20 protein-coding genes are annotated in these 20,867 nt (G+C 59.7%); 9 read left to right on the top strand and 11 right to left on the bottom strand.

All coding sequences use genetic code 11. From position 1 onward, the window contains the following. Positions 1-38: 38 nt before the first annotated feature. The gene (locus tag PSH96_RS17260; protein WP_305454045.1) at positions 39-2,264 is read right to left on the bottom strand and encodes an NADP-dependent isocitrate dehydrogenase; all 2,226 of its coding nucleotides are present in this window, start codon (positions 2,262-2,264) and stop codon (positions 39-41) included. Between the two features lie 508 nt (positions 2,265-2,772). On the opposite strand from PSH96_RS17260, the gene icd reads away from it, so the two are divergent. Beyond that, the gene (icd, locus tag PSH96_RS17255) at positions 2,773-4,029 is read left to right on the top strand and encodes an NADP-dependent isocitrate dehydrogenase (protein ID WP_056861702.1); all 1,257 of its coding nucleotides are present in this window, start codon (positions 2,773-2,775) and stop codon (positions 4,027-4,029) included. A 78-nt stretch (positions 4,030-4,107) separates the two neighbouring features. Here the strand turns inward: icd and cspD are convergent, their stop codons facing one another. After that, positions 4,108-4,419 carry a cold shock domain-containing protein CspD gene (gene cspD / locus PSH96_RS17250; RefSeq protein WP_305454043.1) on the bottom strand — a complete coding sequence of 104 codons (312 nt, stop codon included), beginning with the start codon at positions 4,417-4,419 and terminating at the stop codon, positions 4,108-4,110. A gap of 225 nt (positions 4,420-4,644) precedes the next feature. Between cspD and clpS the strand changes: the two genes are divergently transcribed. Both clpS and clpA read left to right on the top strand, forming a co-directional pair. Further along, positions 4,645-5,013 carry an ATP-dependent Clp protease adapter ClpS gene (clpS, locus tag PSH96_RS17245; RefSeq protein ID WP_005789091.1) on the top strand — a complete coding sequence of 123 codons (369 nt, stop codon included), beginning with the start codon at positions 4,645-4,647 and terminating at the stop codon, positions 5,011-5,013. A gap of 29 nt (positions 5,014-5,042) precedes the next feature. After that, on the top strand, positions 5,043-7,313 hold the full coding sequence (gene clpA / locus PSH96_RS17240; RefSeq protein WP_305454042.1) for an ATP-dependent Clp protease ATP-binding subunit ClpA: 2,271 nt from the start codon (positions 5,043-5,045) through the stop codon (positions 7,311-7,313). A gap of 136 nt (positions 7,314-7,449) precedes the next feature. On the opposite strand, the gene infA is transcribed toward clpA, so the two are convergent. The 3 genes from infA to aat all read right to left on the bottom strand — a co-directional run bounded on the left by infA (position 7,450) and on the right by aat (position 9,213). Further along, complete coding sequence (infA, locus tag PSH96_RS17235; protein ID WP_002553999.1) at positions 7,450-7,668, bottom strand: translation initiation factor IF-1; 219 nt, start codon at positions 7,666-7,668, stop codon at positions 7,450-7,452. Between the two features lie 100 nt (positions 7,669-7,768). Further along, complete coding sequence (locus PSH96_RS17230; protein ID WP_305454041.1) at positions 7,769-8,476, bottom strand: arginyltransferase; 708 nt, start codon at positions 8,474-8,476, stop codon at positions 7,769-7,771. A 56-nt stretch (positions 8,477-8,532) separates the two neighbouring features. Next, a complete protein-coding gene (aat, locus tag PSH96_RS17225; protein WP_069788234.1) occupies positions 8,533-9,213 on the bottom strand; it encodes a leucyl/phenylalanyl-tRNA--protein transferase in 681 nt (226 codons plus the stop codon). Positions 9,214-9,708: 495 nt separating this feature from the next. Between aat and PSH96_RS17220 the strand changes: the two genes are divergently transcribed. From PSH96_RS17220 to cysG, 6 genes are read left to right on the top strand one after another with little or no spacing between them, the layout of a single operon-like run. Beyond that, positions 9,709-12,114 (top strand): DNA translocase FtsK, encoded by a 2,406-nt coding sequence (locus tag PSH96_RS17220; RefSeq protein WP_056861706.1) that lies wholly within the window; start codon positions 9,709-9,711, stop codon positions 12,112-12,114. A gap of 54 nt (positions 12,115-12,168) precedes the next feature. Further along, entirely contained in the window at positions 12,169-12,792 is a 624-nt protein-coding gene (lolA, locus tag PSH96_RS17215) for an outer membrane lipoprotein chaperone LolA (protein ID WP_017137501.1), read from the top strand. Between the two features lie 23 nt (positions 12,793-12,815). Then, positions 12,816-14,138 carry a replication-associated recombination protein A gene (locus tag PSH96_RS17210; protein ID WP_305454040.1) on the top strand — a complete coding sequence of 441 codons (1,323 nt, stop codon included), beginning with the start codon at positions 12,816-12,818 and terminating at the stop codon, positions 14,136-14,138. Further along, positions 14,138-14,512, top strand: a complete 375-nt coding sequence (crcB, locus tag PSH96_RS17205; protein ID WP_305454039.1) for a fluoride efflux transporter CrcB — start codon at positions 14,138-14,140, stop codon at positions 14,510-14,512. Before PSH96_RS17210 ends, crcB begins: the two co-directional genes overlap by 1 nt. Positions 14,513-14,528: 16 nt before the next feature. Beyond that, on the top strand, positions 14,529-15,809 hold the full coding sequence (gene serS, locus PSH96_RS17200; RefSeq protein WP_236372606.1) for a serine--tRNA ligase: 1,281 nt from the start codon (positions 14,529-14,531) through the stop codon (positions 15,807-15,809). Further along, positions 15,810-17,204 carry a siroheme synthase CysG gene (cysG, locus tag PSH96_RS17195; protein WP_017137497.1) on the top strand — a complete coding sequence of 465 codons (1,395 nt, stop codon included), beginning with the start codon at positions 15,810-15,812 and terminating at the stop codon, positions 17,202-17,204. 167 nt (positions 17,205-17,371) lie between these two features. Here cysG and PSH96_RS17190 read toward each other — a convergent pair whose 3' ends face one another. The 6 genes from PSH96_RS17190 to tusD form a co-directional block, all read right to left on the bottom strand. Then, positions 17,372-18,367, bottom strand: coding sequence for a glutathione S-transferase family protein (locus PSH96_RS17190; protein WP_305454038.1), 996 nt, complete (start codon positions 18,365-18,367; stop codon positions 17,372-17,374). A gap of 88 nt (positions 18,368-18,455) precedes the next feature. Continuing rightward, a complete protein-coding gene (locus PSH96_RS17185; RefSeq protein WP_305454037.1) occupies positions 18,456-19,457 on the bottom strand; it encodes a glycosyl transferase family protein in 1,002 nt (333 codons plus the stop codon). Next, positions 19,454-19,789: a TusE/DsrC/DsvC family sulfur relay protein gene (locus PSH96_RS17180; RefSeq protein WP_305454036.1), complete on the bottom strand. Its 336-nt coding sequence runs from the start codon at positions 19,787-19,789 to the stop codon at positions 19,454-19,456. The genes PSH96_RS17185 and PSH96_RS17180 overlap by 4 nt, the downstream gene beginning before the upstream one ends. Beyond that, the gene (gene tusB / locus PSH96_RS17175; RefSeq protein ID WP_065931003.1) at positions 19,786-20,064 is read right to left on the bottom strand and encodes a sulfurtransferase complex subunit TusB; all 279 of its coding nucleotides are present in this window, start codon (positions 20,062-20,064) and stop codon (positions 19,786-19,788) included. The genes PSH96_RS17180 and tusB overlap by 4 nt, the downstream gene beginning before the upstream one ends. Further along, on the bottom strand, positions 20,064-20,414 hold the full coding sequence (gene tusC, locus PSH96_RS17170) for a sulfurtransferase complex subunit TusC (protein WP_305454035.1): 351 nt from the start codon (positions 20,412-20,414) through the stop codon (positions 20,064-20,066). The genes tusB and tusC overlap by 1 nt, the downstream gene beginning before the upstream one ends. Before the next feature lies 1 nt (position 20,415). Then, on the bottom strand, positions 20,416-20,808 hold the full coding sequence (gene tusD, locus PSH96_RS17165; protein ID WP_305454034.1) for a sulfurtransferase complex subunit TusD: 393 nt from the start codon (positions 20,806-20,808) through the stop codon (positions 20,416-20,418). Positions 20,809-20,867: the final 59 nt, after the last annotated feature.

Here is a 20,867-nt window from a genome sequence, read left to right as displayed (position 1 = left end):
CCGGCACATGGCCGGGGCTTCTTTGCATCCTTACAACCTTACTTCAACTTGGCGATCGCCGCATTGAGGGTGTTGCTTGGGCGCATGGCCTTGCTGGTCAGCTCCGGGTTCGGCGCGTAGTAGCCGCCGATGTCCACTGGCTTGCCCTGTACGGCGTTCAGCTCGGCAACGATGGTTGCCTCGTTGTCGGCCAGGGTTTTGGCCAGTTCGCCGAACTGCGCTTGCAGTGCAGCATCTTCAGTCTGGGCGGCCAGGGCTTGTGCCCAGTACAGCGCCAGGTAGAAGTGGCTGCCGCGGTTGTCGATGTTGCCGACTTTGCGCGATGGCGACTTGTTGTTGTCCAGGAACTGGCCAGTGGCCTGGTCCAGGGTCTTGGACAGCACCAGGGCTTTCGGGTTGTTGTAAGTAACACCCAAATGCTCAAGGGATGCGGCCAGGGCCAGGAACTCACCCAGGGAATCCCAGCGGAGGAAGTTCTCTTCAACCAATTGCTGCACGTGTTTCGGCGCCGAACCGCCGGCGCCGGTTTCGAACAGGCCACCACCGTTCATCAGCGGCACGATCGACAGCATCTTGGCGCTGGTGCCCAGTTCCATGATCGGGAACAGGTCGGTCAGGTAGTCGCGCAGTACGTTACCGGTCACCGAGATGGTGTCCAGGCCCTTGCGGGTGCGCTCCAGGGTGAACTTCATCGCGTCGACCGGCGACATGATGCGGATGTCCAGGCCTTCGGTGTTGTGGTCTTTCAGGTAGGCCTGAACTTTCTCGACCACCACGCCATCGTGCGCGCGCTTAGGGTCCAGCCAGAAAATGGCCGGGGTGTTGCTGGCGCGAGCGCGGTTGACGGCGAGCTTGACCCAATCCTGGATCGGCGCGTCTTTGGTCTGGCACATGCGGAAGATGTCGCCGGCGTCAACAGCCTGTTCCATCAGCAGGGCGCCCTTGCTGTCGGTGACGCGGACTACGCCGTCAGCCTTGATCTGGAAGGTCTTGTCGTGGGAACCGTACTCTTCGGCTTTCTTGGCCATCAAGCCAACGTTTGGCACGCTGCCCATGGTGGTTGGGTCGAAAGCGCCATTGGCCTTGCAGTCTTCGATGACGGCTTGGTAGATGGTGGCGTAGCAGCGATCCGGGATCACCGCCTTGGTGTCGTGCAGCTGGCCGTCGGTGCCCCACATTTTACCGGAGTCACGAATCATGGCCGGCATCGAGGCGTCGACGATGACGTCGCTCGGAACGTGCAGGTTGGTGATGCCTTTGTCGGAGTTGACCATCGCCAGGGAAGGGCGAGCGGCGTAGACCGCCTGAATGTCAGCTTCGATCTGCGCTTGTTGCTCGGCTGGCAACGCCTTGATGCGAGCGTACAGGTCGCCGATGCCGTTGTTCAGGTTGAAGCCGATCTGTTCCAGCACGGTAGCGTGCTTGGCCAGGGCGTCTTTATAGAACTCGGCAACGATCTGGCCGAACATGATCGGGTCGGAGACCTTCATCATGGTGGCTTTCAAGTGAACCGACAGCAGCACGCCTTGCTTCTTGGCGTCTTCGATTTCAGCGGCAATGAACGCGCGCAGGGCTTTTTTGCTCAGCACGGCGGTGTCGATGATTTCGCCGGCTTGTACCGAGGTCTTTTCTTTCAAGACGGTCGCAGTGCCGTCTTTGGCGATCAGTTCGATTTTTACGGCGTCAGCGGCTTCGATCTGCACGGCTTTTTCGCTGCCGTAGAAGTCGCCGGTGCTCATGTGTGCGATGTGCGACTTGGAGTCGGCAGCCCAGGCGCCCATTTTGTGCGGGTGCTTGCGCGCGTAGTTCTTGACCGACAGCGGTGCGCGGCGGTCGGAGTTGCCTTCGCGCAGTACCGGGTTCACGGCGCTGCCCTTGACCTTGTCGTAACGTGCGCGGGTTTCTTTTTCCGCGTCGGTGGTTACGGTTTCCGGGTAGTCCGGCAGGGCGTAGCCCTGGGCCTGCAGTTCCTTGATCGCCGCTTGCAGCTGCGGGGTCGAGGCGCTGATGTTAGGCAGCTTGATGATGTTGGCTTCAGGCGTAACGGCCAGGTCGCCCAGTTCGGCGAGGTGGTCCGCGATTGCCTTGGTGCCCAGTTGCTCGGGGAAGCTTGCGAGGATGCGCGCGGCCAGGGAAATGTCGCGGGTTTCCACAGCAATATCAGCGGAAGCGGTGAAGGCCTCTACGATAGGCAGCAGTGAATAGGTGGCGAGGGCTGGGGCTTCGTCGGTGAAGGTGTAGATGATCTTCGAGCGGGTGGGCATATTCGGATTAACTCTCTTCTTTGCTGAAAGCGTGCGCAGAAACTCGAGATGCGCCGGGTGGAGCGCGTTCGTTCAAAGTCATCCATGAGCGAAATGTCGAGGTTTCTTCGCGGTGATGTTGGTTTGCATCAGTCGAGCGTCAAGCGTTTGGACTATGGTAATGGTCCTGCTTTCTGGTTGAGGGCTATGCACACTGTTTACAAGTGCAGGAGCGGTCAACCGTCGTGACTCTTTGGTCAGCGGCGGCATTATACATAGGTCGCTATGCTTACGCCGAGCCTTCATACAAAAGGTGTGTCGTCCATTGGTCTAAAGGTCGCAGGGCCCAGACTGCGACCAAAGTCGCACGATGTGCTCAAGATTGGCGATTTTGTCTTTGCTTTCAGGCTTGTAGGCGACAAATTATGCTGTTTTCGATGCAAATGAGCATGGCGTGAGGTTTCAGTCGCCATTTATCTGGAGTAGGCTCGAACGCAGCCAGATGTTCAATCCATAGATGGAGTTCAGCATGGGATACAAGAAGATTCAGGTTCCGGCAGTCGGCGACAAAATCACCGTCAATGCAGACCATTCTCTCAATGTTCCTGACCAACCGATCATCCCTTATATAGAAGGCGACGGTATTGGCGTCGACATCAGCCCGGTGATGATCAAGGTGGTCGACGCAGCTGTTGAAAAGGCCTACGGCGGTAAGCGCAAAATCTCCTGGATGGAGGTGTATGCCGGTGAGAAAGCGACTCAAGTCTACGACCAGGACACCTGGCTGCCCCAGGAAACCCTGGATGCGGTCAAGGATTACGTGGTTTCCATCAAAGGCCCGCTGACCACGCCGGTTGGCGGTGGCATCCGTTCGCTGAACGTGGCCCTGCGTCAGCAGCTCGATTTGTATGTGTGCCTGCGCCCGGTGCGCTGGTTTGAAGGTGTGCCCAGCCCGGTCAAGAAGCCTGGCGATGTGGACATGACCATCTTCCGTGAAAACTCCGAAGACATTTATGCCGGTATCGAGTGGAAGGCCGGCTCGCCGGAAGCCATCAAGGTGATCAAGTTCCTGAAAGAAGAAATGGGCGTCACCAAGATCCGTTTCGATCAGGACTGCGGGATCGGCATCAAGCCAGTCTCCAAAGAAGGCACTGAGCGCCTGGCGCGCAAAGCCCTGCAATATGTAGTGGATAATGACCGCGATTCGCTGACCATTGTGCACAAAGGCAACATCATGAAGTTCACCGAGGGTGCCTTCAAAGAGTGGGCCTACGGTATTGCCGAAAAAGAATTTGGCGCGACCCTGCTCGACGGCGGCCCGTGGATGCAGTTCAAAAACCCGAAGACCGGCAAGAATGTGGTGGTCAAGGACGCGATTGCCGATGCCATGCTCCAGCAGATCCTGTTGCGTCCGGCCGAATATGACGTGATCGCCACGCTTAACCTCAACGGTGACTACCTGTCTGACGCGCTGGCGGCGGAAGTGGGTGGTATTGGTATTGCGCCGGGGGCCAATCTCTCCGACACCGTGGCGATGTTCGAGGCCACCCACGGCACTGCGCCTAAATATGCAGGCAAGGATCAAGTCAACCCAGGGTCGTTGATCCTGTCGGCGGAAATGATGCTGCGGCACATGGGTTGGACTGAAGCGGCGGATCTGATCATCAAGGGCACCAATGGTGCGATTTCGGCGAAGACCGTGACCTATGACTTTGAACGTTTGATGGACGGTGCGAAGCTGGTGTCGTCGTCAGGGTTTGGTGATGCGTTGATTTCGCATATGTAAATTGAGGTCATAAAAAAAGCCGGCCATTCTGACGAATCAGGGTGGTCGGCTTTTTACCGTATTTACCTCAAAAGCTGATCAGGCGGGTTGTTTCTTCCTTGATTGAGCAGGCTCATCTGCCATGGGCATTGTTTCATGCGTTTTGTCGTGGGCTGTGCCGGGTGCGGCCGAGCAAGCGGCGCAGATTGCGACAGCATGCATGCCTTTGGGGCCCTGAATAATCTCAAACACTACTTCCTGACCCGCTTTCAGCGTCTTGTACCCATCCATGGTAATCGCTGAAAAATGCGCGAAGAGGTCTTCTCCGGATTTTCCATCTGCATTGATGAACCCATATCCCTTGGCATTGTTAAACCATTTGACCTTGCCACTGATCTTGACGCCAGACATACCCATATCCCTCTGCACCAGACTCCATCACTGGAGTATCATCCAGTTTATCCGTCCTAACCCGAATAAATAAGGTTGACTGCGCGGACCTTTTTTACCCACTGTGGGTTCTATTGGTTGTAACACCGTTTCGCCGATAGTCAAGGCGACCAGCCGGTCAGTAGTTGAAAATCTGACAGGTCGCCCCCACCACTGTATTTGAACCACTGACGAACCTTTCTTTCCATGCATGCAAACAGCCAGATTCGACTAACATTCAATCAGGATCGCCCGGATCAGGAACACGATGACGACGGTTCTGCAGGCATTGCTGTCCAGGAGGCGAAGCCTGCTCTACAGGCGCCGCCGATGTACAAGGTGGTTTTGTTTAATGATGACTACACACCGATGGATTTCGTCGTCGAAGTGCTCGAGGTGTTTTTTAACCTGAACCGCGAGCTGGCGACCAAGGTAATGCTGGCCGTTCACACAGAAGGACGGGCAGTATGTGGAGTGTTTACCCGTGACATCGCCGAGACAAAGGCCATGCAGGTCAACCAGTACGCCAGGGAAAGCCAGCATCCGCTACTCTGTGAAATCGAGAAGGACGGTTAACGCCGACCACTTGGGTATGAGGTGAAGCTATGTTAAACCGCGAGCTCGAAGTCACCCTCAATCTTGCCTTCAAGGAGGCTCGTTCGAAGCGTCATGAATTCATGACCGTCGAACACCTGCTGCTGGCACTTTTGGATAACGAAGCTGCCGCCACCGTTCTACGTGCGTGCGGCGCCAACCTCGACAAACTCAAGCATGACCTGCAGGAGTTTATCGACTCCACCACGCCACTGATCCCCGTGCATGACGAGGACCGTGAGACCCAGCCAACCCTGGGCTTCCAGCGGGTGTTGCAGCGTGCTGTCTTCCACGTACAGAGCTCCGGTAAGCGTGAGGTCACGGGCGCCAATGTGCTGGTGGCGATTTTCAGCGAGCAGGAAAGCCAGGCAGTGTTCCTGCTCAAGCAGCAGAGCGTTGCCCGTATTGATGTCGTCAACTACATCGCCCACGGTATCTCCAAGGTGCCAGGGCACGGCGATCATTCCGAGGGTGAGCAGGATATGCAGGACGACGAGGGCGGTGAGTCTTCTTCTTCGGGCAATCCACTGGATGCCTATGCCAGCAACCTTAACGAGCTCGCGCGCCAGGGGCGGATTGACCCGCTGGTGGGGCGTGAGCTTGAGGTTGAGCGTGTAGCGCAGATCCTCGCGCGTCGTCGCAAGAACAACCCATTGCTGGTCGGTGAGGCGGGCGTGGGTAAAACCGCGATTGCCGAAGGCCTGGCCAAGCGCATCGTGGATAACCAGGTGCCGGATTTGCTGGCCAACAGCGTCGTCTACTCACTTGACCTGGGCGCGTTGCTCGCCGGGACCAAGTACCGTGGCGATTTCGAGAAACGCTTCAAGGCGCTGCTCGGCGAGCTGAAAAAGCGCCCGCAGGCGATCCTGTTTATCGATGAAATCCACACCATCATTGGCGCCGGTGCGGCGTCGGGTGGGGTGATGGACGCCTCCAACCTGCTCAAGCCGCTGCTGTCGTCGGGTGATATCCGTTGCATCGGTTCGACCACCTTCCAGGAATTTCGCGGCATCTTCGAAAAAGACCGTGCCCTGGCGCGTCGTTTTCAGAAAGTCGACGTGTCCGAGCCTTCGGTGGAAGACACCATCGGCATCCTGCGCGGCCTCAAAGGGCGCTTCGAGGCCCACCACGGCATCGAGTACACCGATGAAGCCCTGCGTGCCGCTGCTGAGCTGGCATCGCGCTACATCAATGACCGGCATATGCCGGACAAGGCTATCGACGTGATCGACGAGGCGGGTGCCTACCAGCGCCTGCAGCCGGTCGAGAAACGTGTGAAACGCATCGACGTGCCTCAAGTCGAGGACATCGTGGCGAAGATCGCGCGTATTCCGCCTAAGCACGTCAACAGTTCCGACAAGGAGCTGCTGCGTAACCTGGAGCGCGACCTCAAGCTCACGGTGTTCGGTCAGGATGCGGCTATTGACGCGCTGTCCACCGCGATCAAATTGTCGCGTGCGGGCCTCAAGTCGCCGGACAAGCCGGTAGGTTCGTTCCTGTTCGCAGGCCCGACTGGCGTCGGCAAGACCGAAGCTGCGCGCCAATTGGCCAAGGCCATGGGTATCGAGCTGGTACGCTTCGACATGTCCGAATACATGGAGCGCCACACCGTGTCGCGCCTGATCGGCGCGCCTCCGGGCTATGTCGGGTTCGACCAGGGCGGCCTGCTGACCGAAGCCATCACCAAGCAGCCGCACTGCGTGTTGCTGCTCGATGAAATCGAGAAGGCCCACCCGGAAGTCTTCAACCTGCTGCTGCAGGTCATGGACCATGGCACCCTGACCGACAACAACGGGCGCAAGGCGGACTTTCGCAATGTCATCGTGATCATGACCACCAACGCCGGTGCCGAGACTGCTGCGCGGGCCTCCATTGGCTTTACGCATCAGGATCACTCATCCGACGCGATGGAAGTGATCAAGAAGAGCTTCACGCCTGAGTTCCGCAACCGTCTGGACACCATTATCCAGTTTGGTCGCCTCAGCCATGAGGTTATCAAAAGCGTGGTGGACAAGTTCCTTACCGAGCTTCAAGCGCAGTTGGAAGACAAGCGCGTGCAGCTGGAAGTGACGGATGCGGCGCGCAACTGGCTGGCCCAAGGTGGCTACGACTCGGCAATGGGCGCTCGCCCAATGGCGCGTCTGATCCAGGACAAGATCAAGCGGCCGCTGGCCGAAGAGATCCTGTTTGGCGAGCTTTCCGACCATGGCGGCGTGGTGCATATCGACCTGAAGGATGGCGAGCTGACCTTCGAGTTCGAAACCACGGCCGAAATGGCCTGATAGCTGATCGCAACACAGCAAAAGGCGCCGAAAGGCGCCTTTTTGCTGTCCCCCCCCCTGTGGGATCCAGAGTGTTTGGCTAAATCTCGCACACACAAAAACGCCCGGCATAACCGGGCGTTTTGTATTGACTTGCTTAACGAGCGCGGTAAGTGATGCGCCCTTTGCTCAAGTCATAGGGCGTCAGCTCGACGCGCACTTTGTCACCGGTAAGAATACGAATGTAGTTCTTGCGCATCTTGCCGGAGATATGCGCGGTTACGACGTGCCCATTTTCCAACTCCACACGAAACATGGTGTTGGGCAGGGTGTCGACGACAGTGCCTTCCATTTCGAAGCTGTCTTCTTTCGACATGCAGTAAAGCCCTCGGTATCCAGTGAATGGCCCGGTGCAACTGCGCCAGGCAAAAGCGGCGTGCATTGTGCCCGAAAAAGGGTGTTTAAGCCAAGGGGTTCTAGTTAAGCGTTACCCATCTTTGATTAATCAGTAGCTCAATGGGCCGATATTGGGTCTTGTAGTTCATCTTTTTGCAGTTCTTGATCCAGTATCCGAGGTACACCGCCTCCAGTTCCAGGCGCAGGGCTTCTCCGATTTGCCACAAAATCGCAAAGCGCCCAAGGCTGCGGCGTTCCTCGGCCGGTTCATAGAAGGTGTAGACCGCCGAGAGGCCGTTGGGCAGCAGGTCGGTCACGGCCACCGCCAGCAGGCGGCCGTCCAGGCGGAACTCATAGAAGCGCGAGAAGGGCAGGTCACGCACCAGGAAGGTCGAAAACTGATCACGGCTGGGCGGGAACATGTCGCCATCCGCATGGCGTTGTTCGATGTAGCGCTGGTAAAGATCGAAATATTCTTCGCTGTAGTGCGGCTTGGTGGCCGTGACCGTCAGGTCGGCGTTGCGTTTGAGAATGCGTTTCTGGTTACGGTCCGGCAAAAACTGCGCAACCGGGATGCGCGCAGGCACGCACGCATTGCAATTCTGGCAATGGGGTCGGTACAGATGATCGCCACTGCGCCGAAAGCCCATCTCCGAAAGGTCGGCATACACATGCACGTCCATCGGCTGGCTGGGGTCGAGGAACAGTGTGGTGGCCTGCTCGTCAGGCAGATAGCTGCAAGAGTGGGCTTGAGTGGCATAAAACTTCAAGCGCGCCAGCTCGGTCATGATCAACCCTCGGGTTAAGCTTTGAAATAAGTGTAAGCCAGGTACGAGGAAGTCGCCTAGGAAACCCACGGGCCAGAGCTGGGTTGGTCCAAATGGTTGCGCAGGAAATCGGCAAATTCACTGCGTGGTATGGCGCGGGCGCCGAGGCTGTGCAGGTGGTCATTGGGCATCTGGCAGTCGATCAGTACAAAACCCCAGGCCTGCAACTGGCGGGTCAGCGTGGCAAAGCCGAACTTGGAGGCATTGTCGGCGCGGCTGAACATCGATTCGCCAAAAAACAATTGGCCCATGGCCAGGCCATACAGGCCGCCCACCAGCTTGCCGTCATCCCATACTTCAACGGAGTGCGCGTAGCCGCGCCGGTGCAGCTCCAGGTAGGCACTTTGGATGCCTTCGGTGATCCAGGTGCCGTCCGCATAAGCGCGGGGCGCGGCGCAGGCCTGGATGACGGCGGCGAAGTCTTGGTCGAAGGTCACGCTGTAGCGCTGCTGGCGCAACAGTTTGCCCAGGCTGCGTGATACGTGCAGTTCGTCGGGGAATATCACCGTGCGTGGGTCTGGAGACCACCAGAGGATCGGCTGGCCGTCGGAGAACCACGGGAAGCAGCCATGGCGATAGGCTTGGATCAGTCGTTCGGCCGACAGGTCGCCGCCGGCAGCCAGCAAGCCATTGGGTTCGCGCATGGCCTTGGCCAGCGGCGGGAAAGTCAGGGAATCGCGTTGCAACCAGGTCAGCATGGCATCCAGGCTTACGGTAGGGGAGGGGAGTGGCAGGTATGACGCCTGCCGCATGTGGGGTGATTATTGTCGACAAGGCGCTGGGGGGGCCAGCCCGAATCGGGCATCGGCGCGCAATAGCGTTAACGGGTGTTTCTGCAACTCTGCCCCACAGGCGCGGTCGTAATCGGGTCTGGGCCATGCAGGCCAATTGCCAAGCTTGCCTGCTTTGATAAAAACAGCGCATAAGCCTTTGTCAGCAAAGGCAATGCATGCTCAAATTGAACAGGCTGTGACACATCATCTGTGCAGGCCGTCGGGTGAGGGCAAGTACGTGGCATCGCCGACGCAAACCCGTACAATGCGGGCATTGTGGCGTTATCGCCCTTTCACCTGTTCATCACCCAATGTTAAAAGTAGTTTCAGCGACATTCGTTCATTTTTCAGCTGCTCGGATTGAGCAGTGTGCAGTCATTCAACAGATGGACGCGCTAAAGGCGCAGGAATAGACCCGTTTTGAAGAAATCCGCCGCAACACCTAAAGCAGCAGTCGTGCCGGCCTGGCGCCAGCACCTGCATTATCGACTCAAGGAAGGCGCGCTGATCGCTATTGGCGCCCTGTGCCTGTTCCTGATGATGGCCTTGCTCACCTATGGCAAGGACGATCCGGGCTGGAGCCACAACAGCAAGATCGAAGACGTGCAGAACTTCGGCGGCCCCGCCGGTTCCTACAGCGCCGATATCCTGTTTATGGTGCTGGGCTACTTTGCGTATATCTTCCCGCTGCTGCTGGCGATCAAGACCTGGCAGATCTTCCGCCAGCGTCACGAACCGTGGCAGTGGAGCGGCTGGCTGTTCTCCTGGCGCCTGATCGGCCTGGTGTTCCTGGTGTTGTCCGGCGCGGCGCTGGCGCACATCCACTTCCATGCACCTACCGGCCTGCCGGCGGGCGCGGGCGGGGCGTTGGGCGAAAGCCTCGGCGACCTGGCGCGCAAGACCCTGAACATCCAAGGCAGCACCTTGATGTTTATCGCGCTGTTCCTGTTCGGCCTCACCGTGTTCACCGACCTGTCGTGGTTCAAGGTGATGGACGTGACCGGCAAGATCACCCTGGACCTGCTCGAGCTGTTCCAGGGCGCGGCCAACCGTTGGTGGTCGGCCCGAGTCGATCGCAAACGCATGGTCGCGCAACTGCGCGAGGTGGACACCCGCGTTAACGAAGTGGTGGCCCCGAGTACGCCGGACCGCCGCGAGCAGGCCAAGGTCAAGGAGCGCTTGATCGAGCGCGAGCAGGCCCTGAGCAAGCACATGTCGGACCGCGAGAAGCAAGTGCCGCCGGTGATTGCCCCGGCACCGCCCAAAGCGCCCGAGCCGAGCCATCGTGTGCAGAAAGAGAAGCAGGCGCCGTTGTTTGTCGACAGCGCCGTCGAAGGCACTCTGCCGCCGATCTCGATTCTCGACCCGGCCGAAAAGAAACAACTCAATTATTCCCCGGAATCCCTGGCGGCCGTCGGTCACCTGCTGGAAATCAAGCTCAAGGAATTCGGCGTCGAAGTCTCGGTGGATTCGATCCACCCAGGCCCGGTGATTACCCGTTACGAAATCCAGCCGGCCGCCGGCGTCAAGGTCAGCCGTATCTCCAACCTGGCCAAAGACCTGGCCCGTTCCCTGGCCGTGACCAGTGTGCGTGTGGTTGAAGTGATCCCCGGCAAGACCACCGTCGGCATCGAGATTCCCAACGAAGACCGCCAGATCGTGCGGTTCTCCGAGGTGCTGTCGACCCCGGAATACGACAACTTCAAATCGCCGGTCACCCTGGCCCTCGGCCACGACATCGGCGGCAAGCCGGTGATCACCGACCTTGCGAAAATGCCGCACTTGCTGGTGGCCGGTACCACCGGTTCCGGTAAGTCGGTGGGCGTGAACGCGATGATCCTGTCGATCCTGTTCAAGTCCGGCCCGGATGACGCCAAGCTGATCATGATCGACCCGAAGATGCTCGAATTGTCGATCTACGAAGGCATCCCGCACCTGCTGTGCCCGGTGGTGACCGACATGAAGGACGCCGCCAACGCCCTGCGCTGGAGCGTCGCCGAGATGGAGCGCCGCTACAAGCTGATGGCGAAGATGGGCGTGCGTAACCTGTCGGGCTTCAATGCCAAGGTCAAGGAAGCCCAGGACGCCGGCACACCGCTGACCGACCCACTGTACAAGCGCGAAAGCATCCACGATGAAGCGCCGCTGCTGACCAAGCTGCCGACCATCGTGGTGGTGGTCGACGAGTTTGCCGACATGATGATGATCGTCGGCAAAAAGGTTGAAGAACTGATCGCGCGTATCGCCCAAAAGGCGCGTGCGGCCGGTATTCACTTGATTCTCGCGACCCAGCGGCCGTCGGTGGATGTGATCACCGGCTTGATCAAGGCCAACATTCCAACGCGGATGGCGTTCCAGGTCTCCAGCAAGATCGACTCGCGCACCATCATCGACCAGGGTGGCGCCGAGCAATTGCTCGGCCACGGTGACATGCTCTACATGCCGCCGGGCACCAGCCTGCCGATTCGCGTGCACGGTGCGTTCGTCTCCGATGACGAAGTGCATCGCGTGGTCGAAGCCTGGAAACTGCGTGGCGCGCCGGAATACAACGACGACATCCTCGCGGGCGTGGAAGAGGCCGGCAGCGGCTTCGACGGCGGCAGCGGCGGTGATGACGATGCCGAAACCGACGCGCTTTACGACGAAGCCGTGGCATTCGTACTCGAAAGCCGTCGCGCCTCGATCTCTGCGGTGCAGCGCAAGCTCAAAATCGGCTACAACCGCGCCGCCCGCATGATCGAATCCATGGAAAATGCTGGCGTCGTGACCGCCATGAACACCAACGGTTCGCGTGAAGTCATCGCCCCCGGGCAGATGCGCGACTGACCCCGTGCTGCGTGGCAACACGCGGCGCGTCCTGACGACTCAATGAGGATTCCCATGCGCTTTATCCGCATGCTGTTGTTGCCTGCACTGGCCCTGACTGCTGTTTCGGCCCACGCTGATCCGGCCTCGGTGGCCAGCCTGACCAACCTGTTGGACAAATCCAAGACCCTGACCGCGCGCTTCTCCCAACTGACCCTGGATGCCGGTGGCACCCAGTTGCAGCAAACCGAAGGCGAAATGGCCGTGCAGCGCCCTGGGCTGTTCTACTGGCACACCGAAGGCAAGGCTGAGCAGACCATCGTTTCCGATGGCCAGAAGGTCACCCTGTGGGACCCGGACCTGGAACAGGCGACCATCAAGAAGCTCGACCCGCGCCTGAACCAGACGCCGGCGCTGCTGCTGTCGGGCGATGTATCGAAGATCAACGACAGCTTCGACATCACCTCCAAGCAAACCAGCAACGTGATCGAGTTCACCCTCAAGCCCAAATCCAAGGACACGCTGTTTGACAGCCTGAACCTGTCGTTCGGCAACGGCGTGATCAACAACATGCGCCTGATCGACAGCGTTGGCCAACGCACCGATATCCTGTTCTCCGGCGTCAAGGCTAACCAGCCGGTGGATGCATCCAAGTTCAAGTTTGTCATCCCCAAGGGTGCCGACGTGATCCAGGAATAAACTAGAGGTTTCAAACGCTGCCCATGGATTTGTTTCGAAGTGACCCGATTGCTCAGCCCCTGGCGGCGCGCTTGCGTTCCACCAACCTGGACGAGTACGTCGGGCAAGAACACCTGCTCGCGCGCGGCAAGCCTCTGCGCGAAGCCCTGGAGCAGGGTGCGCTGCACTCGATGATTTTCTGGGGGCCGCCGGGCGTGGGTAAAACCACCCTGGCGCGGCTGCTGGCGAAAGTCTCGGATGCACACTTCGAAACGGTTTCGGCGGTGCTGGCCGGGGTCAAAGAGATTCGTCAGGCGGTAGAAGTCGCCAAGCAGCAGGCCGGGCAATACGGCAAGCGCACCATCCTGTTTGTCGACGAAGTGCATCGCTTCAACAAGTCGCAGCAGGATGCGTTCTTGCCTTATGTCGAAGACGGCACGTTGATATTCATTGGTGCGACCACCGAAAACCCTTCGTTCGAACTCAACAACGCCTTGCTCTCGCGAGCGCGGGTCTATGTGCTCAAGAGCCTGGACGAAGCGGCGATGCAAAAGCTGCTGCACCGGGCCCTGAGCGAAGACAAGGGCTTGGGCAAGCGCCAGCTGAGTGTCAGCGAAGAAGGCTTCAAGATTCTGCTGGCCGCCGCCGATGGCGATGGCCGGCGCTTTCTGAACCTGCTGGAGAACGCCTCGGACCTGGCCGAAGACGGCAACGAGATTGGCGTCGACCTGTTGCAAAGCCTGCTTGGCGACACGCGCCGCCGTTTCGACAAGGGCGGCGAAGCCTTCTACGACCAGATATCGGCACTGCACAAGTCCGTGCGCGGCTCCAACCCCGATGGCGCGTTGTACTGGTTTGCGCGCATGATCGACGGCGGCTGCGACCCGCTGTACCTGGCGCGCCGCGTAGTACGCATGGCCAGCGAAGACATCGGCAACGCCGACCCGCGCGCCCTGAGCCTGTGCCTGGCCGCCTGGGATGTGCAGGAGCGCCTCGGCAGCCCGGAAGGCGAGTTGGCCGTGGCCCAGGCCATCACCTACCTGGCCTGTGCGCCAAAAAGCAACGCGGTGTACATGGGCTTCAAATCCGCCCTGCGCGCCGCTGCCGAATACGGCTCCCTTGAAGTGCCGATGCACCTGCGCAATGCGCCGACCAAGCTGATGAAACAATTGGGTTATGGCGACGAGTATCGCTATGCCCACGATGAGCCGGACGCCTACGCGGCCGGCGAAGACTATTTCCCCGATGAGCTTGAGCCCTTGCCGCTTTATCAGCCGGTGCCCCGTGGCCTGGAGCTGAAAATCGGTGAAAAGCTCAATCACCTTGCCCAACTCGACCGTCTCAGTCCAAAACAGCGGAGAAAGTAGTGCTCAAGACCATTCTTGCCGTGTCCGCCGCGGGTATCGCTGGTACATTATTGCGTTTCGCCACCGGCACTTGGGTCAGCGCCAACTGGCCGAAGCATTTTTATGCGGCGACCCTGGCGGTCAACCTGGTGGGTTGCCTGATTATCGGCCTGTTGTACGGCTGGTTCCTGTTGCGTCCCGAAGTGCCGATTGAGATTCGCGCCGGCTTGATTGTCGGCTTTGTAGGCGGTCTTACGACCTTTTCATCCTTTTCACTGGATACGGTGCGCCTGCTGGAAAGTGGGCAAGCTTTGGTAGCTTTCGGTTACCTGGGCATCAGCGTGTTCGGCGGGCTGCTCGCCACCTGGGCCGGCCTGTCCTTGACCAAACTTTGATAAACGAGAGACCGACATGCTCGATTCCAAACTGTTACGTAGCAACCTTCAGGACGTAGCGGACCGCCTGGCATCCCGTGGCTTTGCCTTGGATGTTGCGCGCATCGAAGCGCTGGAAGAACAGCGCAAGACCGTCCAGACCCGCACCGAAGCACTGCAGGCTGAGCGTAATGCGCGTTCCAAATCCATCGGTCAGGCCAAGCAGCGCGGCGAAGACATCGCGCCGTTGATGGCGGATGTCGAGCGCATGGGCACCGAGCTGTCCGACGGCAAAGCCGAGCTGGAAGGCATTCAGACCGAGCTGGATTCGATCCTGTTGGGCATCCCGAATATTCCGCACGAATCGGTGCCAATTGGCGAAGACGAAGACGGCAACGTCGAAGTGCGCCGTTGGGGCACGCCAAAAGCCTTCGATTTCGAGATCAAGGATCACGTTGCGTTGGGCGAACTGACCGGCGGCCTGGATTTTGAAACCGCCGCAAAAATGTCCGGCGCACGCTTTGCTCTGTTGCGCGGCCCGATTGCGCGCATGCACCGTGCCCTGGCGCAGTTCATGATCAACCTGCACACCGCTGAACACGGCTACGAAGAAGCTTACACGCCGTATCTGGTGCAGGCGCCGGCGCTGATGGGCACCAGCCAGCTGCCGAAGTTCGAAGAAGACCTGTTCAAGATCAGCCGCGACGGCGAAGCCGACCTGTACCTGATCCCGACCGCCGAAGTGTCGCTGACCAATATCGTCGCCGGTGAAATCCTCGACGCCAAGCAACTGCCGATCAAGTTCGTGGCTCACAGCCCGTGCTTCCGTAGCGAAGCCGGTGCCTCGGGCCGTGACACGCGCGGCATGATCCGTCAGCACCAGTTCGACAAAGTTGAAATGGTGCAGGTTGTAGAACCGTCGACCTCCATGGAAGCCCTGGAAGGCCTGACCGCCAACGCCGAGCGCGTCCTGCAACTGCTGGAGCTGCCGTACCGCGTACTGGCGCTGTGCACCGGCGACATGGGTTTCAGCGCCGTGAAAACCTACGACCTCGAAGTGTGGGTGCCGAGCCAGGACAAGTACCGCGAGATTTCGTCGTGCTCCAACTGCGGTGATTTCCAGGCCCGTCGTATGCAGGCGCGTTTCCGTAACCCGGAAACCGGCAAGCCGGAACTGGTGCACACCCTCAACGGCTCGGGCCTGGCCGTAGGCCGTACCCTGGTGGCCGTGCTGGAAAACTACCAGCAGGCCGACGGTTCCATCCGCGTGCCGGAAGTGCTCAAGCCGTACATGGGCGGCGTTGAGGTCATCGGCTAAATGGAATTTCTGCCGCTGTTTCATAACCTGCGCGGCAGTCGTGTGTTGGTCGTCGGTGGCGGGGAGATTGCCTTGCGCAAATCCCGGCTGCTGGCCGACGCCGGTGCGTTGCTGCGGGTGGTTGCTCCCCAGATCGAAGACCAGTTGCGAGAACTGGTGCTGGGCAGTGGCGGGGACCTGATTTTGCGCGGTTATCAGGAGGCAGACCTTGACGGCTGCGTGCTGATTATCGCGGCCACGGACGACGAACCGTTGAACGCGCAAGTGTCCAGCGATGCCAAGCGCCGCTGTGTGCCGGTCAATGTGGTGGACGCGCCCGCCTTGTGCAGCGTGATCTTCCCGGCGATTGTCGACCGTTCACCCTTGGTGATTGCGGTGTCCAGCGGCGGCGATGCGCCGGTGCTGGCACGCTTGATCCGCGCCAAGCTGGAAACCTGGATTCCGTCGACCTATGGCCAATTGGCCGGTTTGGCGGCGCGTTTTCGCGCCCAGGTCAAAGGTTTGTACCCGGATGTGCAGCAGCGTCGGGCCTTTTGGGAAGAGGTTTTCCAAGGCCCGATCGCCGACCGTCAATTGGCCGGGCAGGGTGATGAAGCTGAGCGTCTGTTGATCGAAAAGGTCAATGGCGCGCCGCCGTATGCGCCGGGCGAGGTCTATTTGGTCGGTGCAGGCCCAGGTGACCCGGACTTGTTGACCTTCCGTGCCTTGCGCCTGATGCAGCAGGCCGATGTGGTGCTGTATGACCGCCTGGTGGCCCCGGCGATTCTTGAGCTGTGCCGCCGTGACGCCGAGCGTATCTACGTCGGCAAACGTCGCGCCGACCATGCCGTGCCGCAGGATCAGATCAACCAGCAACTGGTGGACCTGGCCAAGCAGGGCAAGCGTGTGCTGCGACTCAAAGGTGGCGATCCGTTCATCTTCGGCCGTGGCGGCGAAGAGATCGAGGAACTGGCGGCCCATGGCATCCCGTTCCAGGTAGTGCCGGGTATTACAGCGGCCAGCGGTTGCGCGGCGTATGCCGGGATTCCGCTGACGCACCGTGACTATGCGCAGTCGGTGCGTTTTATCACCGGGCATTTAAAGAACGGAACGTCGGACCTGCCTTGGCATGACCTCGTGGGGCCGTCGCAAACGTTGGTGTTCTACATGGGCCTGATTGGCTTGCCGATCATCTGTGAGCAACTGATCAAGCACGGGCGCGCGGCAGATACACCGGCGGCGTTGATCCAGCAGGGCACCACGTCCAACCAGCGCGTGTTTACCGGCACATTGGCGGATTTGCCGCGCATGGTGGCGGAGCATGAAGTGCATGCGCCGACACTGGTGATCGTCGGTGAGGTGGTGGTGTTGCGCGAGAAACTCAAGTGGTTTGAAGGCGCGCAATCCCAGGTCTGACATCGCCGCTGTGGTGAGTGATCTTAATGTGGCGAGGGAGCTTGCTCCCGCTGCGCTGCGCAGCAGCCCTAAAACCAAACACCGCGTTTTGCCTGGCAGAACGCGGTGTTTTTTATTGAGGCCCTGCGCAGCCCAGCGGGAGCAAGCTCCCTCGCCACAAGGTGTTCTCAGCCCAAGACACCTTTACCGCTCAACCGCGCCCGATCATGCTCGGCATCAAACCTCTGCAATGGCCCCTTCGGCACAATCCCGGTCGGGTTGATGGTCCGATGGCTCGCATAGTAATGCCCCTTGATATGCGCAAAGTCCACCGTCTCGGCTACGCCTGGCCACTGATACAGCTCCCTTAGCCAGTTCGACAAATTCGGATAGTCGGCAATCCGCCGCAGGTTGCATTTGAAGTGGCTGTAATACACCGCATCAAAACGAATCAGCGTGGTGAACAGCCGCACATCGGCTTCGGTCAGGTATTCACCGGCCAGGTAGCGCTGCTCAGCCAAGTGCTGTTCCAGGCGATCCAGCTCGGCAAACACATCATCAAATGCACTTTCATACGCCTGCTGCGAGGTGGCAAACCCTGCGCGGTACACGCCATTGTTCACCGCGGGGTAGATGCGCTCGTTCAGCGTATCGATTGTCGAGCGCAGGGCTTCGGGGTAGAAATCCAGAGTATTGCCGGTCAGCCCGTTAAACGCGCTGTTGAACATGCGGATGATCTCCGCTGATTCATTGCTGACGATGCGCTTGAGCTTCTTGTCCCACAGCACTGGCACGGTGACACGCCCGGTGTAATTTTCGGTGTCTGCGGTGTAACGCTGGTGCATGAAGTCGAAACCGTCGAGCTTATCGCCGGTCGAGCCGTGGGCCTTGTCGAAGGTCCAGCCATTTTCAAGCATCAGCCAACTGACCACGGACACGTCGATCAGGCTCTCCAAACCCTTGAGTTTGCGCAGGATCAGCGTGCGATGGGCCCACGGGCAGGCCAGGGACACGTACAGGTGGTAACGACCGGCTTCGGCCTTGAAACCGCCGTCGCCGCTGGGGCCAGGTTCGCCATCGGCGGTCACCCAGTGGCGGCGTTGCGCCTGCTCGCGCTGGAACGCGCCGTCTGCGCTACTTTCGTACCACTGGTCTTTCCAGTGTCCTTCGATCAGCAAACCCATGACTGGCTCCTTGGCTAATAAGCGTTGGAGCCCAGTCTAAAGGGCTGAGTTCGAACTAAAAGCGCAAAGACCGGGCGGTAATCATCGATTAAATCGATTTATCCCGCGCATCCCAGAATTGCCGGGCCAATTCGAAAGCCTGCTCCCGTGAGTGGCCGAGGCCGCGCAGGGCCAGGGCCATGGTCGCGATCAGCGCGAGTTGCGGGTAACTGTCCTCGACGTCACCGCGCCACAAGGCTTTTAAATGCTCGGGTTCCAGGCTGGCCGGTTTGACGTGGCGCTGGGCGGAGAGGGCGGGCCACTCTTCGTCCCAACTCTGCCCGCCGGTGGTGCCATACAAATGGCTGAGGGTGTCCGGGTTGATCTCGACTTCGCCGCCATCGCCTTTCACCACAATCACGTTATCGCCCAGCAGGCCGCTGGCATCGCGGTGCACGCCCTGGTAACCGGGGTGGAAAATACTTTGCAGGCCGCAACGCGCATTCAGCGGGTTGAGCAGGCGCGCCAGGGAGTGAATAGGTGAGCGCAAGCCCAAAGTGTTGCGTAAATCGATCATACGTTGCAGTTGCGGCGCCCAGTCACCCAGCGGGATAAACGCCAGGTTGCCTTGCTCGAATGCCGTCTCGACCTGTTGCCAATTGCGACACAGCGGGATTTGCAGGCCTTGCAGCAATTGCTCGGTGTACAAGCGGCCTGCCGTATGGGCGCCGCCGCCGTGCATCAGGATGCGCACGCCATTTTGCGCCAGGCACTTGGCCGCCAGCAGGTACCACGGCAGGTGGCGTTTTTTACCGGCGTAGGTCGGCCAATCGATGTCCACATTCAGCGCCGGCGCCTTCAGGCGTTCGCGCACGGCTTCGGTGAAACCGGCGAGTTCTTCCGGGCTCTCTTCCTTGTGACGCAGCAGCATCAGGAAGGCACCGAGCTGGGTGTCTTCGACTTTTTCGTCGAGCAGCATGCCCATGGCTTCGCGGGCCTCCTCACGGGTGAGGTTGCGCGCGCCGCGCTTGCCTTTGCCCAGGATGCGCACGAACTGCGCAAACGGGTGCTCGGCGGGGGTTTCAAGGGTCAGCGGGGCAAAGTCGGTCATAAGCAATTCGTCGGCCTGGGCAGGCCCGCCAGCTTGGCGGCGAGTTTGGCGGGAGTGCCGTTGAACAATGTGTTGAGGTGCAAGCTGTTGCCCTTTTGCGGGCCGAGCTTTAAGGCGGTGTACTTGATCAACGGGCGCGTGGCCGGAGACAGCTGAAATTCTGCGTAAAACCCGCGCAGCAATTCGAGGATTTCCCAATGCTCGGCGGTCAATTCCAGGGGCTCAGCGGCGGCCAGAGCAATGGCCACGTCGGTGGACCAGTCATTCAGGTCGACGAGGTAGCCGTCCTTGTCCAGCTCAAGCGTGCGTTCGCCTACGGTCAGGGTGTTCATAGCCAGGTGTTGACCTTGTCGTAGTCGATCGACAGCTGCACGAACCCTGGGTAGTCGACGCTGTCGGCCCAGTCCGGCAGGGGCAGGTTGCGTGCCTGCATGTCTTCGGCCAGTACAAACACCTTTACGCCACGGGTTTGCAGGGCTGCGTTGTGCAGGCCGTAAGCGCCGTCGCCACACAGCAGGATGGCGTCCTCGGCACCGCACACGCGCAGGCAACTGGCCAGGCGGCTATCGGTAAACGGGGAGTGAGATACCACGTGCAAAGTCGACATCAGAGGGTCATCACCTGGTCATAACGGTCAATCAATTGGGTGATCGCGGCGCTGTCCAGCGCCTGCGCGCCGGCAGGTGTCGCGAGGCTGCGCTCGGCAAGGCTGTGGCTGCAAGCAAACACCTCATCAATGCCGAACAGGCCCAGCGCCTGCAGGTTGGCGCTGAGGTCTTTTTGCTGCACGGCCTTGGCGTCCTGATGCGTTGCCAGCTGGAACACGCCATCGTCCATAAACAGCAGACCAATCGGCAGGTCAAAGGCGCCACCGGCCAATACGATATCCAGCGCTTCCCGCGCACTCGGCCCTGACCACGGTGCCTGGCGGCTGATCACCAATAAAGACTTGGCCATCTCACGGCCCTCCAAAACAGATCAGGCGGTCGGCAGCCTGGATCGCGTCATGCAATTGCCCCAGGCCTGACAACGCCCACGGCGCGTCGAGGTTCACCGCGCTGCGTTGATAACGCGTGGCTTCCTCATTATTGAGTACGCCACGGCGCAAGGCGGCGGCGATGCACACCACGCCGTCGAGCTGATGCTGGCTGACAAACTCACGCCACTTGCGGGCAATGTCTTGCTCATCCTGGGGCGCAACGATGTTATTGGCAGCGCAGTACACGCCATCCTGATAAAAAAACAGCCGCACAATCTCATGCCCACCGGCGAGCGCTGCCTGGGCGAACAGCAAGGCGCGGCGCGAGGAGGGCGCATGGGCGGCGGAAAATACTGCAATCGCAAACTTCATGGAACACTCTGCAAGCAAACGTGGGCCAATGATAAAGCCGCTGCCGCGAAAAAGCCCGC

The organism is Pseudomonas sp. FP2338, assembly GCF_030687515.1.
Lineage (GTDB): Bacteria > Pseudomonadota > Gammaproteobacteria > Pseudomonadales > Pseudomonadaceae > Aquipseudomonas > Aquipseudomonas salomonii.
The sequence above is the reverse complement of the archived record's forward strand: the minus strand, read 5'-3'. Positions and strand labels throughout refer to the sequence as shown.

Excerpts from the sequence above, each read along its gene's own strand:
- PSH96_RS17260 (WP_305454045.1), bottom strand. The coding sequence starts at position 2,264 with ATGCCCACCCGCTCGAAGATCATCTACACCTTCACCGACGAAGCCCCA.
- icd (WP_056861702.1), top strand. The coding sequence starts at position 2,773 with ATGGGATACAAGAAGATTCAGGTTCCGGCAGTCGGCGACAAAATCACC.
- cspD (WP_305454043.1), bottom strand. The coding sequence starts at position 4,419 with ATGTCTGGCGTCAAGATCAGTGGCAAGGTCAAATGGTTTAACAATGCC.
- clpS (WP_005789091.1), top strand. The coding sequence starts at position 4,645 with ATGCATGCAAACAGCCAGATTCGACTAACATTCAATCAGGATCGCCCG.
- clpA (WP_305454042.1), top strand. The coding sequence starts at position 5,043 with ATGTTAAACCGCGAGCTCGAAGTCACCCTCAATCTTGCCTTCAAGGAG.
- infA (WP_002553999.1), bottom strand. The coding sequence starts at position 7,668 with ATGTCGAAAGAAGACAGCTTCGAAATGGAAGGCACTGTCGTCGACACC.
- PSH96_RS17230 (WP_305454041.1), bottom strand. The coding sequence starts at position 8,476 with ATGACCGAGCTGGCGCGCTTGAAGTTTTATGCCACTCAAGCCCACTCT.
- aat (WP_069788234.1), bottom strand. The coding sequence starts at position 9,213 with ATGCTGACCTGGTTGCAACGCGATTCCCTGACTTTCCCGCCGCTGGCC.
- lolA (WP_017137501.1), top strand. The coding sequence starts at position 12,169 with ATGCGCTTTATCCGCATGCTGTTGTTGCCTGCACTGGCCCTGACTGCT.
- PSH96_RS17210 (WP_305454040.1), top strand. The coding sequence starts at position 12,816 with ATGGATTTGTTTCGAAGTGACCCGATTGCTCAGCCCCTGGCGGCGCGC.
- serS (WP_236372606.1), top strand. The coding sequence starts at position 14,529 with ATGCTCGATTCCAAACTGTTACGTAGCAACCTTCAGGACGTAGCGGAC.
- cysG (WP_017137497.1), top strand. The coding sequence starts at position 15,810 with ATGGAATTTCTGCCGCTGTTTCATAACCTGCGCGGCAGTCGTGTGTTG.
- PSH96_RS17190 (WP_305454038.1), bottom strand. The coding sequence starts at position 18,367 with ATGGGTTTGCTGATCGAAGGACACTGGAAAGACCAGTGGTACGAAAGT.
- PSH96_RS17185 (WP_305454037.1), bottom strand. The coding sequence starts at position 19,457 with ATGACCGACTTTGCCCCGCTGACCCTTGAAACCCCCGCCGAGCACCCG.
- PSH96_RS17180 (WP_305454036.1), bottom strand. The coding sequence starts at position 19,789 with ATGAACACCCTGACCGTAGGCGAACGCACGCTTGAGCTGGACAAGGAC.
- tusB (WP_065931003.1), bottom strand. The coding sequence starts at position 20,064 with ATGTCGACTTTGCACGTGGTATCTCACTCCCCGTTTACCGATAGCCGC.
- tusC (WP_305454035.1), bottom strand. The coding sequence starts at position 20,414 with ATGGCCAAGTCTTTATTGGTGATCAGCCGCCAGGCACCGTGGTCAGGG.
- tusD (WP_305454034.1), bottom strand. The coding sequence starts at position 20,808 with ATGAAGTTTGCGATTGCAGTATTTTCCGCCGCCCATGCGCCCTCCTCG.